General features: G+C 50.0%; 10 protein-coding genes, 1 other RNA gene and 1 pseudogene. 6 read left to right on the top strand and 6 right to left on the bottom strand.

Features of this window, described 5'->3' with window-relative positions:
* Window positions 1-132 precede the first annotated feature (132 nt).
* Window positions 133-505: a transfer-messenger RNA gene (gene ssrA, locus ABV298_RS21805) on the top strand.
* Window positions 506-773: 268 nt separating this feature from the next.
* On the opposite strand, the pseudogene ABV298_RS21810 reads toward ssrA, so the two are convergent.
* Together ABV298_RS21810 and ABV298_RS21815 are read right to left on the bottom strand one after the other, a co-directional pair.
* Window positions 774-1,483: pseudogene (locus ABV298_RS21810) on the bottom strand (transposase).
* Between the two features lie 204 nt (window positions 1,484-1,687).
* A complete protein-coding gene (locus ABV298_RS21815; RefSeq protein WP_353718275.1) occupies window positions 1,688-2,083 on the bottom strand; it encodes a hypothetical protein in 396 nt (131 codons plus the stop codon).
* A gap of 565 nt (window positions 2,084-2,648) precedes the next feature.
* Between ABV298_RS21815 and ABV298_RS21820 the strand changes: the two genes are divergently transcribed.
* The 4 genes from ABV298_RS21820 to ABV298_RS21835 all read left to right on the top strand — a co-directional run bounded on the left by ABV298_RS21820 (window position 2,649) and on the right by ABV298_RS21835 (window position 8,612).
* Window positions 2,649-4,460, top strand: a complete 1,812-nt coding sequence (locus ABV298_RS21820; protein WP_353718276.1) for an integrin alpha — start codon at window positions 2,649-2,651, stop codon at window positions 4,458-4,460.
* Window positions 4,411-6,978, top strand: coding sequence for an FG-GAP-like repeat-containing protein (locus tag ABV298_RS21825; RefSeq protein WP_353718277.1), 2,568 nt, complete (start codon window positions 4,411-4,413; stop codon window positions 6,976-6,978). The genes ABV298_RS21820 and ABV298_RS21825 overlap by 50 nt, the downstream gene beginning before the upstream one ends.
* Window positions 6,979-7,525: 547 nt before the next feature.
* A complete protein-coding gene (locus ABV298_RS21830; protein WP_353718278.1) occupies window positions 7,526-7,678 on the top strand; it encodes a hypothetical protein in 153 nt (50 codons plus the stop codon).
* Between the two features lie 442 nt (window positions 7,679-8,120).
* On the top strand, window positions 8,121-8,612 hold the full coding sequence (locus ABV298_RS21835) for an IS3 family transposase (protein ID WP_353718279.1): 492 nt from the start codon (window positions 8,121-8,123) through the stop codon (window positions 8,610-8,612).
* 147 nt (window positions 8,613-8,759) lie between these two features.
* On the opposite strand, the gene ABV298_RS21840 is transcribed toward ABV298_RS21835, so the two are convergent.
* The 4 genes from ABV298_RS21840 to ABV298_RS21855 all read right to left on the bottom strand — a co-directional run bounded on the left by ABV298_RS21840 (window position 8,760) and on the right by ABV298_RS21855 (window position 11,582).
* On the bottom strand, window positions 8,760-9,395 hold the full coding sequence (locus ABV298_RS21840) for an NAD(P)H-dependent oxidoreductase (RefSeq protein ID WP_353718280.1): 636 nt from the start codon (window positions 9,393-9,395) through the stop codon (window positions 8,760-8,762).
* Window positions 9,395-10,309 (bottom strand): NADP-dependent oxidoreductase, encoded by a 915-nt coding sequence (locus tag ABV298_RS21845; protein ID WP_353718281.1) that lies wholly within the window; start codon window positions 10,307-10,309, stop codon window positions 9,395-9,397. Before ABV298_RS21845 ends, ABV298_RS21840 begins: the two co-directional genes overlap by 1 nt.
* Window positions 10,310-10,388: 79 nt before the next feature.
* Window positions 10,389-10,934 (bottom strand): peroxidase-related enzyme, encoded by a 546-nt coding sequence (locus tag ABV298_RS21850; protein WP_353718282.1) that lies wholly within the window; start codon window positions 10,932-10,934, stop codon window positions 10,389-10,391.
* 30 nt (window positions 10,935-10,964) lie between these two features.
* The gene (locus tag ABV298_RS21855; protein WP_353718283.1) at window positions 10,965-11,582 is read right to left on the bottom strand and encodes a nitroreductase family protein; all 618 of its coding nucleotides are present in this window, start codon (window positions 11,580-11,582) and stop codon (window positions 10,965-10,967) included.
* Between the two features lie 106 nt (window positions 11,583-11,688).
* Between ABV298_RS21855 and ABV298_RS21860 the strand changes: the two genes are divergently transcribed.
* Entirely contained in the window at window positions 11,689-13,200 is a 1,512-nt protein-coding gene (locus tag ABV298_RS21860) for a PLP-dependent aminotransferase family protein (protein ID WP_353718284.1), read from the top strand.
* Window positions 13,201-13,247 lie beyond the last annotated feature (47 nt).

The raw sequence follows: 13,247 nt of genomic DNA on the forward strand, positions 1-13,247 counted from the left end.
ATGTATTGCTTTTCAACTGCTTATTTGTTGTGTTTCGGATTTTTATAAAACCTCACGAACTTTCTGCATTTGAAAATTGTAAAGTTATCTGCAAACGAACTTTGGCTTTACCGAAGCTGCACGACCAAAAATGGGGGTGACCGGTTTTGACAGCGGGCTGAGGGCTTGTGTGTAAGCATGTCGGGAGTTGAGAGCACCTCCCGGAAATAATGTTCTCGAACAATAACTGGCGAATCTACTTACGCCATGGCTGCCTAATCCGGAGAGATTAAGCTAATGCCATCATCCCTCCATCCTACGTACTGCCGGGTGGGTTAAGGGGTGTCGAAACGCAGTGCTGGTCAGGTTAGCGATACGGATACCTGACGAGACCCTAGTATCTAAGGCTATGATGCAGGTCCGCCGTGAACCTTGTCAGGCTCGAAAACCGAATCGCGGATAAGCATGTAGAAGACGCAGGTTTTCCCTGTTCTGGACGAGGGTTCGACTCCCTCCGCTTCCACTCTAAGTACAATCAAATGCTCAATATGCCCGTAAATCAACCATTTGCGGGCATTTTGTTTTCTGCTAGCGATTGCAAAACATTCATTTTTTATCAAAAGCCACGGGACGAATTCGGGACTGATCTGATCCTACCGAATTTGGTCCCGAATTCGTCCCTTTAACACTTGTAAGGTGCTGTGAAACAGTAAGATGCTTACGAAATGAACATTGACGTCCTCCCAGGTATTCAGACGGTTAAAAGTAGAGTTTCCGGCGTTTCTTGATGTAAATTAACAAATTCCTTCGGGACCGTCCGCGGCTGCGGTTAAATCATTCAGTGCGCTGTGCGGCCTGAAGTGGTTGTATTCCCATCGAAAGTCCTCGATCTTTTCTCTGGCATCGTCGAGAGATAAGAACCAATTGACGGAAAGCCATTCATCCCGGAACTTCCCGTTAACAGATCGCTCCGGCGACCCGGTCAACATACGGATTGTCTGTCGGTTTTCCAGGCCTTGAAAAGTCCAGTGTAACACCATTCGAATATGCCCATAAGTCCATTTCCTTTGAAATAAATTCGCTGCCATTATCACATTGTATACGCTCTGGAAAGCAGCCTTCTACCAAGCTGATTCGGCTCAGTTCAGCGACAACATCGCTCCCTTTTAGTGATTTTCCCGGAAGTAATCCTAGGCAAATCTTGCCGCCGGCCCCGTACAATTATCGACTACAGTTAATACCCGGAACCGTTCGCCGTTGTAGAGCGCGTCTTGGGCCGCAGTGGCCGCTACGCTACCAGCTTCTTCAATTGGGCGTTTTCTTCCTCCAACTGGCGCAATTTTCGGAGCGCAGTAACCCCCCAGCCCACCATATTTCTTTTTCCAGGCAAAAAATGTTGCCTGAGAGACGCCCATTTGACGACAGATGTCTTCGACCCGCGTTCCGGCCTCAGATTGCCTAAGGGCATACGCAATCTGCACCCGGTGAATTTCGACTTTTTCATAGTGACAAATTACAATTTTGACCCGTTTTTGCCACCGAAAATCTCTATTTTCAGCTGTCTCGTTTGCGGGGGGAGGTCAGAGGGTAAAGCAAAAAGCTTGGTTGTATTGCAGCCAAGCTTTTCATTATTACAAATTTCCTCTCTCACACTAAGTAGGAGGCGATAGCACTTTGACAAGCGGATCGAGGTAATATAACCAGTTAGTCATCCCTTTTCATCAAGTTGTAACTCCTTGAATAAGGTGACAAATTGCTCACACGCCTTTTTATCCTGCAAGGAGAGTGCCCAGTACGCCCGGCGAAAATTTGGATCGCTTACCTTGGTTATGGCTGTCCCGTTTTGGAGAAAAAACTTGACTTGGTATTTCCCCCCGTCTCTTTCAGATCGGATAAGAGTAGTTTTGGCTAAGGGAACAATCAAATCACCAATTTGGAGTGCGCGCTTGTCTGCCAAAAGATGGACAGATGTGGGCTGATCAGGCCCAGTTTGCTCTACAAGGGTTTGTAGTTGTGCTACACTATTTGAACCTTTGATTTGTTGCGCATGGGCAGAACTGCACAGTAAGCAAATTGCAAACAGGTTATTAATGATATACTTCATAAGAGTTGACTAGGATTTGTTTTCAATCGTAAGATGCGATGGGCTGCATTTAGGTTGCATATAACTTTTGATATTGAAGTCGAGATCCCTCAGTTTTACGATAGAACCTAAACCTTAAAAGCCTATTGGTTCGCTTTGCATGGTATAATTATTGTTGCTTTTCCAACGGACCTATTACCCGATATTATGCTAAGCACAACTGAAAAGATCAAAGAAGAAGCCCAGGCGGCTGCGCAGACTGTCAAGGATAATCAAAATGTCGGTAATTTGTATAATAAATCTAAGATTGTTGGGCTATAACTTGCCTTTTCATTGCTTGTTTTCCAAGTTCCATCAATACGAAAGCATTCGTTTTTAATTCAATCTCGGCCTTTCAGTTGTTGAGCAAGTTATAACTATTACTCATGTCATGCCCCGCTTGATGTCGCGCAATTTCTACAAAAGGCTGATAATTATGCGTACGGACGATAGATAACTATTTCCCTACCTTTTCACGTTGTAAAAAGCTGCAAGCCAGGCGTATGGCCTGGGGGTGCAGACAGCCTTAAAAAAATAACCGAAAAGTATGAACCTGAAACCTTTACTGTTAACCGTGCTGGTTTTGCCGCTGTCGTTTACGCAGCTTAAAGAACTACCCTCAGTCACCCAGCCCTGTGCTGCGCCACAGCCATCGCTGGCAGCTTTTAATGGATCTTTGGGAGGCCAGCCACTGAAAGGTCCCGAGATCGAAAAGTTAAAAGAAAGCGACTGGTACACAGCTGCGATGAAAAGCCTGCAAGAAAGCGAATACCATTTCAAGAAAACAGGGAACAGTTACAGCACGCCCAACCGGAAAAACAACCTTCGTTTTCATTATGATGAAAACGGGTTTACCGTTCAGCCGCGCACTACCCGTATACCCGTTGGTGATTTCGATATCAGCGCTACCCCGGATGAAATACAATACAAGACCCTGCCGGACTGGAAAGTCGCCTTTAACCTGGATAAGGAGCAAATTGGCCCGGGCACCTGGGAGATTGCCGGAAGCAAAGCCGAATATAAAACCGAAAACGTCACCGTGCAGTATATCAACAACCAGGAAGGTATGCGGCAGAATTTTATTGTTCAGAAGCCTTTGTCGGATGATGAAGACCTGAAACTGAATTTCAGCGTACAGACCACATTGGAACAGCGGCTGAGCAGCGACCGGCTGCAATTTGTGCACGGGCAAAGCGGCGTGGTTTTGAATTACGAACAATTAAAGGTTTGGGATGCCACTGGCAAGATACTGGCAGCAAACTTCGAAAAAGACCACGGCGACTACGCTATTCGTGTCCACACCCAGGGGGCGGTATACCCCATCACCATTGACCCGATCAGTACCACAGCCGCTGCCATGCTGGAATCTAACCAGGCGGCAGCGAATATGGGCTTTTCTGTTTCCAGCGCCGGGGATGTCAACGGGGACGGTTATAGTGATGTCATTGTGGGGGCGCGTACCTACGACAACGGCCAGAACAACGAAGGTGCCGCCTTCCTATATTATGGTTCGGCGACAGGCATCAGTACCGGTATTTCCACCATGCTGGAAAGCAACCAGGTCGGCGCGCAAATGGGCTATTCCGCCGCCAGCGCCGGGGATGTGAACGGGGATGGTTACAGCGATGTGATTGTCGGTGCTTACTCCTACGACAATGGCCAGGAAAACGAGGGGGCAGCCTTTATCTACCATGGCTCAGTCGCAGGGATCAGCACTACCGCAGCCGCGATGCTGGAAAGCAACCAGCCGAATGCGAGTATGGGCCTTTCTGTATCTAGCGCCGGGGATGTGAACGGGGATGGTTACAGCGATGTGATTGTCGGTGCTTACTCCTACGACAGTGGTCAGTCAAACGAGGGGGCAGCCTTTATCTATCATGGCTCGGCCACAGGGATTAATATGACTGCTGCTGCTATGGTCGAAAGCGACCAGGCGAATGCGAATATGGGCATTTCTGTATCGAGCGCCGGGGATGTGAACGGGGATGGTTACAGCGATGTGATTGTCGGTGCTTACTCCTACGACAACGGTCAGGTAAACGAGGGGGCTGCCTTTGTCTATCATGGCTCGGCCACAGGGATCGACATGACAGCCGCTGCAATGGTGGAAAGCAACCAGTCAGTTGCATACATGGGGATCTCCGTGGCCAGTGCCGGGGATATAAATGGGGACGGTTACAGCGATGTGATTGCGGGGGCATACTTCTACGACAATGGTGAAAGCGATGAAGGCGCTGCTTTTGTATACTATGGTTCTTCGACGGGGATCAGTACAACCGTTTCCACCATGCTGGAAAGCAACCAGGTTAATGCACGACTGGGGGGTTTCGGTGGCCAGCGCCGGGGATGTGAACGGTGACGGGTACAGTGATGTGATTGTGGGCGCATTCCTTTACGACAACGGCCAGACCGATGAAGGGGCCGCCCTCGTATACCATGGTTCGGCGACAGGGGTTGTTACCGTGGGCCCGCAAATGCTGGAAAGTAACCAGGCCGGTGCACAAATGGGGTATTCCGCCGCCAGCGCCGGGGATGTGAATGGGGACGGATACAGCGATGTCATCGTCGGGGCCGATCAATACGACAACGGCGAAACCGATGAAGGGGCCGCTTTTACCTATCACGGCTCAGCGACAGGGGTCAGTACTACTGCTTCTGCCATGCTGGAAAGTAACCAGGCGATCGCCAGTATGGGACTTTCGGTGGCCAGCGCCGGGGATGTGAATGGGGATGGGTATAGTGATGTGATTGTGGGAGCCCCAGGGTACGACAACGGTGAACCCAGTGAAGGTGCGGCCTTTGTATATCATGGATCTTCCGGTGGGATTAATACCACGGCGACGTCCATGGTGGAAAGCAACCAGGCAAATGCCAGTATGGGCTATTCCGTGGCCAGTGCCGGGGATGTGAACGGGGACGGTTACAGTGATGTCATCGTAGGAGCACTCTATTATAGCAATGGACAAGAAGAGGAAGGAATCGCTTTCATCTATCAGGGTTCAACATCAGGGATCAGTACCACGGCCGCTGCCACGCTGGAAAGCAACCAGGCCGGCGCGCAGATGGGCATTTCTGTTGCCAGTGCCGGGGATGTGAACGGGGATGGGTACAGTGACGTGATCGTGGGAGCTATCGATTATAGTAATGGGCAGAATGAGGAAGGAGCTGCTTTTATCTACCACGGTTCAGCATCAGGGATCAATGCCACCGCCGCTGCCGTCGTAGAAAGCAATCAGGCAGGTGCCATCATGGGTTGTTCGGTATCCAGCGCCGGGGATGTGAACGGGGATGGTTACAGCGATGTGATCGTCGGCGCTCAAAACTACGACAATGGCGATAACAATGAGGGGGCCGCATTTATCTACCATGGCTCAGCCACGGGGATCAGTACCACCTTCGCCGCTATGGTAGAAGGCAACCAGGGAGGTGCAGGAATGGGCTCGTCTGTAGCCGGTACCGGAGATGTGAACGGTGACGGGTACAGCGATGTCATTGTGGGCGCATACTTTTACGACAACGGCGAATCCAATGAGGGGGCTGCCTTTATCTATCATGGCTCGCCGGCAGGGATCAATACCACCGCCGCGGGTATGATCGAAAGCAACACGGCAGGTGCAAGTATGGGCGTTTCTGTGGCCAGCGCGGGGGATGTGAACGGGGATGGGTACAGCGATGTCATCGTAGGGGCGTATCGGTACTCCAATGGTCAAAGTGCCGAGGGGGCTGCCTTTATCTACCTGGGCTCAGTCACCGGGATTAATACAGCAGCTACGACCATGTTAGAAAGCAACCAGTCCGGTGCCTTAATGGGCATTTCTGTATCCGGTGCCGGTGATGTAAACGGGGACGGGTACAGCGATGTCATCGTCGGGGCGAATCAATACGACAACGGCCAGACTGATGAAGGTGCCGCTTTTGTATATTATGGCAACCAGGCAACGATCAGTAACCGCAATAACCTGAACCTGTACAATGTTGACCTTGCCACCCCGATCAGCAGCAGCAATTTTCCGCTTGCCAGCTTCGGCACAGGCCTGTATGTCAAATCCTTCCTGGGCAGGGCGAAAGGCAAGCTGGTTTGGGAAACCAAGGTCAGCTACGAGCCTTACAGCGGCACTCCCATTACCAACAGTGTTCTGTACACCTCCCGGCAACCCGGCTTTACGGACCTGACGGTAATGGGTACCGAGCTTAAAAGCCTGGTGGCCAAGCAAGCAGGAAAGTACACCAAAGTAAGGGCCAGGGCCCAGTATGACCCGGTGACAGCTATCACCGGACAGATGTATGGCCCATGGCGGTATGTACCTTCCCTGACTGCTGGTACAGGCGGCGCTTTGCCGGTAGATTTGATCTCGTTCAAAGTCGCCTGGCAGCAGCAGGGCCGGACGGCGCGCGTCAACTTTGTGACCGAGAATGAAAGCGAGATCTGTTGCTATGAAGTCGAGAAAAGCGACAATGGCTTTCATTTCAATGTGATCGGCCATCTGGATGCCAGAAATGCCGCGGAGACGCATACCTACAACTTTATTGACCTTCAGGCCAATGGCAAAAAACAGTACTACCGCTTAAAGACTATCCATGCTACGGGTGAGACCGATTACAGCCGGATTGTTTTGTTGCAGGATAAAACGGTGACGGAAATCCTGGTCTTCCCCAACCCGACAGCCGATGTATTGCAGCTGCAACTCAACAGGGCTTATAGCAACATCCAGGTGCAGATTGTAAATAGTGCAGGGAGGGTGGTCCAACAACTTTCGGCCAGCCCGGATGCCAATCAAACGATCAAAATCCCTGTTAGCAATCTGATGACGGGTAGCTACTTTTTGTTTATGCGGACTGAGGAAGATAAACAGGCCATACAGTTTATCAAACAATGAAAATCGTCCTGCAAGCTGTAGTTAATTCAACGGCTTGCAGGACTTACCCAAATTTTGCCTACCTTTTTTGAGGCGTGCCTGCTCTGTACAAAATGATGTGTGAGATTACGCGTTCTTGGAGCTGAACATCAATTGTTATCGAAGAGTAACTTATTACCCCCTTAGGCTTACCATTTCACCCCAGGCTTAGAGCTTTACTCTAAGTACCTTTTATTTAGCCTCGCTGGTAATAGTCACTGCCAACAATAGGGTTACCCTTCCCTACTTAACATATCGCTACTTATGCGTCCTAACATATGCTACTGATTATTGTGTACAATAACTTGGTAACATTATGTATATTAGCATATTAGGTAGAAATAAAAAAAGTAGAAAATCGCTGCTTTTCAAACGAAAGGTTGTCGAGACATTCCGGGCGGAGATTGCCACCGCAGACCAGATCCAACAGACGCTGCACATTTCGCAGACCGAGCTCCGCCGTCTTAACCGGTGGTATTTCAAGCATCGCTTAAAGCCATATTTATTTCTTGAATCATTTATTCAGACTATGAAAAAGAAAACTGATGCGTCGTATCTGAAAGCCCTGGAACAAAGGCTTTTGGAAACGGAAAAGGAAAACCGGTTCCTTCGACTTAAAGCCGAAGCATTTGAAACTGCCATACAGATCGCGGAAGAACACTGGGCGGCCAGCGCGGTTTAACATTCCGATCCTAAAAAAGTCTGGCCGCGGTGGCGTACCACCCAAACAACGAAAGGCTGACCCGTCGCTACCCGCTTGCAGGTATGGAACAGCTTACTAAATTGCCGCGTCGGCCGATTGGATTGTCAAGACAAGCCTGGTATGCGGCTGCCAGGCGTCGTGAGAAGAAATGCTTCGAGCAAGACCTTATCCTTGGTGAAGTCCGTCGTATCAGGCGGCAGATTCCTGGAATTGGAACTGCGAAATTGCACGATTTAATGAAGGATTTTGTGTGTGGCCACCAGATAAAGCTTGGTCGCGATAAGTTGCATAAATTATTGAAAGACAATAATTTATTATCACAACGAAAAGACAAATGCGTCAGGACGACCAACTCTGAGCACTGCTATTGCAAGTACCCAAACCGAGCTAAGAACCTGATACCCAAACGTGCCAATGCACTTTGGGTGGCCGATATGACCGCGCGGCGGCCGCCTATATCCCATTGGGTTCCAACTTCGTGTACCTGTCGGTGATCCTGGATGCCTACTCACGCAAAATTGTCGGCTGGCACCTGGACAAAACTATGCAGGCGCAGGGATCGGTACAAGCCTTGGACATGGCCCTGTTGTCCAGAACAAATCCTTCGCAACCACTGATCCACCATTCTGATCGCGGCGTGCAATACTGCTCATGGAAATACGTCAACCGGTTGAGAAACGAAAACGTGTCCATCAGCATGGCTGAAAGCGGCGACCCGAATGAGAATGCAATGGCCGAACGCGTCTTCCGAACACTGAAGGAAGATTTTAAACTGAGAGGTTTTCTTTCTTTTTCAGCAGCAAGCACTTCTATCGAACGGGCCATTCAAGCCTATAATAACCTTCGACCACACGCCTCAATCGGATATCTGGCGCCCAACCAGGCGCATCGACGCTCAGGCCCGCTCGACTAAAATGGTATCCGTATAAAAAAGTGCGGTTCGGAAATATCCAATACGGCGCTCATTTTCAGCAAACTGGCTAGCTGTCAACGCTATTCCGTAGCATACGGAGTATGTAAGCCATACCTGGTTTACATACTCCAACACTTTTGATGAGCATTACGCCAAGTCCGATATGCTGAGCATCACGGGTTCGATCATGGAAATGAGTAACTGTCGCTTCTCGGCGGCCTGTGTATTATCCAGGAATGCGGTGGCTTGCAACGGCAGGTAGTAGACCGAATTGAGCCCAATGCATCCGAAGGCCGCTGAAAGATATGGCGTCAGGAAGTCAGGCTGGTTAGCCCGGTCCCCGGCGAAGACGGCACCTGCGGCAATGCCGACAAAGACGGGCCGGTCTCGCAGCATTCCGACCTTCCCGGCTGGGGTCGACCGCATCGTCCGATCAACACGGAGAATCTGGTCAATCCATGCCTTTAGCACGGAGGGGATCGTGAAGTTATTCATCGGTGTTCCGATCACAATCACATCGCAGGCCTCGATCTCTCGAATTAGATGCTCAGACAAACGCACGGCGTCTCCACACGGATCGATAGCCGCCAGCGTCACAGGTGTTGCTAACGCTGCCGCATAATCTGACGCCGTGTGAGGTATCGGTATCGGTTCGTATCCAAGGTCTCGACGACTGATATTTGCATCAGGATGGATCGTCAGGAGCTTTTCTACTATTGAAGCCGAGAGTTGACGGCTGTGCGAATCGGCTCGCGGGCTACAATCAATATGAAGAATATTCATTAATGTACACGTATAATCGTTTTTCCCTTTGCCGGGCTCGAAGGATTGAAGGCGGCGATGGCATCATCCAAGCCGGCAATAGTTCCAATATTTGTTTTTAGCTTGCCCTCTCGCACTCGTTGAACGAGCTCAGTTAATTGTCTGCGATCGGCTTCAACTATGAAATCTATCGTACGACCGTCGATGGGGCGCGCATCAGTCGGCCCGGCGATAGTCACCAGCGTCCCTCCGGGGCGAATGACACCTGCGGACGGAGTAGTAATCTCACCACCCAGGACATCGAAAACCAGATCGACATTACCAACGTCTTCCAGCGTTCCATTATCGAGATCGATATATTCGTGTACGCCAAACTCATGGGCTGTCTGGCGACCGCTCGCGCGCCCAGTTCCGATGATGTAAGCACCCGCCTGGCGCGCCAGCTGAACTGCCATTGAACCGACTACCCCTGCGGCACCATGAATTATTACGCTTTGTCCCGATTGAAGGCGGCCGTGCTCGAAGAGCCCCTGAAACGCGGTTAAGCCGGGCATAACCAGAGCAGCGCCGATCGTGAAGTCAACATCGCCCGGAAGTGGGGCTAGGTTTCGCGCTTCAATAGCGATGTATTCAGCCAGGGAGCCATCGCGAAACCAGTCAGCCAGGCCAAATACGCGCTGTCCGATGGAAAGTCCGGTTGTCCCATAGCCCAAGGCAGTAACGATTCCGGAAAATTCGTGTCCGGGAATCGACGGGGTCCGGTCACGATCGAGCCGATCCGTCCATGTTGATGGCCATGCAAGCTCATCGAAAGTGAACCCCGAAGCATGAACTTGAACAACTACTTCGTTCATCGCCGCAGCGGGGTCCGCTCGTTCCGCCAGCTTCATTCCGGCTGTGCCTTCAGCCTCATTTGTTACGATAATCGCTTTCATAATTTACCTCCGTTTCTATAAAGGTTGTTGACTATATTGTAAGCTTTGTATTCAACATTATTTGTGAGCCTGACCGGGATTATATTGTTCCAGCCAGTGCAACCGGTGGAAAGTCTTTCTTTGGATCAGATACGTTGTTGATCAAGTTCGTCAGCGAATACATCGCCACCAAAGCGACAATTTCAATGATGTTGGCATCCGTGTAACCTGCACCCCGGACTGCCGCAAAGTCGGCGTCACTGACGTGGCCGCGGGTCTGGATTACTTTACGAGCAAATTGAACCGCAGCGTCACGCATTGGATCGCTGGAATGGCCTTTTCGGGCAAGAATGATTTCGTCAGCGGGAAGTTTGGCCATATGTTGAGCGGTGTAACTATGAACCGTCAGGCAGTAGTTGCAGCCATTGACCTCAGATACGGCAAGACCGATGCTGTCACGCGTCTTTACATCGAGCGCTTTGCTCAAAGAGCCAAACAGTACAGCCCATGCGTTAAATGCGATTGGGCTCGTCGCGAAGGTGGCCATCATATTTGGGGTAAACCCGATGTTCTTGGTGAACATATCGAGCGTAGGCTTCGAATCAGCCGGTACATTTTCAGGCGTAGGTGTTTCAATTCGGGGCATTGTCGGTGTTTTTAAGCTTGTTATTAATGGTTATGCAAAATCGAGTACTTCTTCAACCGGTCTGCGGGGCTTCTGCTTCCAGTTGCCAGGGCGCTCAGGCCCTACCGACAACAGCATCACCGGTACTTCATCGTCAGCAAGCCCAAACTCACTGGCCACTGCGTCGAAATCAAACCCGATCATTGGTGTAGAACCCATGCCGAGTGAGCGTGCAGCGTAGATTATAGCCGCTGCGCCAAACGTCGCGGTACGTACAGCTTCATCGCGGCGGCGCTGAGGATAGGCCATATATAAATCACGTGCAGGGATTTCCCATTCAGGCACCATGCTCGCAGGCATGACGCCCGCTGCCACTAATGGTGCAAGCCGGTCAGGTATTACGCTGGTATCAACCAGTTGGCCGACAACGATGAAAGTCACTGCAGCTTCGGTTATAGCGGGCTGGTTCCAGGCGATCGGACGTAACCTGGCTTTTGCCTCCGGCGTCCGAACGGCGATGAAGCGCCAGTTTTGCAAGTGAAAAGATGTCGGTGCAGTGGTGCCAATTTGCACTAACTCGCGGATCTGCTCATCACTTAGGACGGCAGTGGTGTCGTAATATTTAGCGGCACTTCGACTTAGGATAGTTTCAATGACTGCGTTGGTCATAATTCAGATAATAAATGGTTGGTTAGCTTTTTTAATCTCGGGATAAAACTAAAATGCGTTTTGGTTACCTTTATGGGCCAGAACTAAAATACGTAAGGGTCCAGATATGATAGAAAGATTGCTAGAAATTTCATTCAAAAAGGACGGTGAGCACAGTCCGCTATACCAGCAATTAGAGTCGGAAATTATTCAGTTGATTTGTCGTGGCATCTTAAAACCGGGCCAGGCCCTCCCTTCCTCGCGCTCGTTGGCCGAAAGTCTAAAACTCAATCGAAAAACGGTCGTTGCCACCTACGAGGAATTAGACGCGCAAGGCTGGGTTGAAACAAGGGAAAGAAGTGGTGTCTATGTGTCAAGTAGCCTACCGGATACCTCTGAACGTATCATTAAGGAAAACAGTAAGAAGCTAATTCGTAGCCGTCAACCTGGTTATCACCAAATCTTAAAGCATCCCGCCGATGCCATTGCCGGAACGGACCGAAGAATGGAGATCTATGCCCCGGGCACCCGGCAGCCGCTGTATAAAATCGATGACGGTTTTCCTGATGCTAGAATTGCGCCTATCGAGCAACTGGTGCGGGAATACCGAAGATTAGGAAAAGGCCGTTTCACTAATCAATTTCTGAATTATGGTCCCGAACATGGGTCTTATAGGCTCAGGGTCGAACTTGCTAAGTTTTTGAACCGTACCCGGGGCATGCAAATCACTGAAAAGGAAGTGCTGATTACCAAAGGGACGCAGATGGCCATCTATTTGGCCGCTCAGCTACTTATCAGTCGTGGCGACACAGTATTTGTACCTGAGCCAGGTTATTTTGATGCGAATCGAACTTTTCAGCTCGCTGGAGGTGATCTGGTTTTCATTCCAGTTGATAAAGATGGCATGGATGTAGACATGATTGAACGATTGTGTAAACGTAAGGTCCCCAAAATGATCTATGTTATTCCGCATCACCACCGGCCGACGACCGTCACAATGAGTGCAGAACGGCGGATGCGTCTGATGAACCTGGCATATGAGTACGGTATTGCATTGCTTGAAGATGACTACGATTTTGATTACCACTTTGCCAGCGACCCACTTTTACCTTTGGCCAGCCTTGATAGTGCAGCGCATATTATTTACGTTGGCTCCTTTTGCAAAAGCGTCGCTCCGGGCATCCGAATCGGGTTTATGGTCGCACCTGAGGCTGTAATTAACGAAGCCGCCACAATTCGTAAATTAATTGACCGTCAGGGAGATCAATTGCTGGAAGAAGCAATGGCTGAACTTTTGAACACCGGCGAAATTTCGCGGCACATCAAAAAGTCGCATAAAGTTTACCAAGGCCGTCTGGATAATACTTGCCGTCTGCTTTCCGAGCGATTGGGCAAATATTTGACTTTTGAACGGCCGAACGGCGGACTAGCGATCTGGGCTAACTACCGAGAGAATGTAAGTGCTAGTGCGGTTGCCTTGAATGCAAAAAAGTTAGGGCTACAGATAAGTGATGGCCGTAATTACTTTTTTCAACCTGACAACATCATGTCAGATGATTTTGTACGCATAGGCTACTGTTCGCTGGATGAGGTTGAAATGGCCCATGCAGTTGATATATGGAGTCGAGCATTTGTTTGATAATCATTAAATAATGGATTGATTTACAGTACTAAGAAGTTTTTGCA

Source organism: Dyadobacter sp. 676 (genome assembly GCF_040448675.1).
Classification (GTDB): Bacteria; Bacteroidota; Bacteroidia; order Cytophagales; family Spirosomataceae; genus Dyadobacter.

Excerpts from the sequence above, each read along its gene's own strand:
- ABV298_RS21815 (WP_353718275.1), bottom strand. The coding sequence starts at position 2,083 with ATGAAGTATATCATTAATAACCTGTTTGCAATTTGCTTACTGTGCAGT.
- ABV298_RS21820 (WP_353718276.1), top strand. The coding sequence starts at position 2,649 with ATGAACCTGAAACCTTTACTGTTAACCGTGCTGGTTTTGCCGCTGTCG.
- ABV298_RS21825 (WP_353718277.1), top strand. The coding sequence starts at position 4,411 with ATGCACGACTGGGGGGTTTCGGTGGCCAGCGCCGGGGATGTGAACGGT.
- ABV298_RS21830 (WP_353718278.1), top strand. The coding sequence starts at position 7,526 with ATGAAAAAGAAAACTGATGCGTCGTATCTGAAAGCCCTGGAACAAAGG.
- ABV298_RS21840 (WP_353718280.1), bottom strand. The coding sequence starts at position 9,395 with ATGAATATTCTTCATATTGATTGTAGCCCGCGAGCCGATTCGCACAGC.
- ABV298_RS21845 (WP_353718281.1), bottom strand. The coding sequence starts at position 10,309 with ATGAAAGCGATTATCGTAACAAATGAGGCTGAAGGCACAGCCGGAATG.
- ABV298_RS21850 (WP_353718282.1), bottom strand. The coding sequence starts at position 10,934 with ATGCCCCGAATTGAAACACCTACGCCTGAAAATGTACCGGCTGATTCG.
- ABV298_RS21855 (WP_353718283.1), bottom strand. The coding sequence starts at position 11,582 with ATGACCAACGCAGTCATTGAAACTATCCTAAGTCGAAGTGCCGCTAAA.
- ABV298_RS21860 (WP_353718284.1), top strand. The coding sequence starts at position 11,689 with ATGATAGAAAGATTGCTAGAAATTTCATTCAAAAAGGACGGTGAGCAC.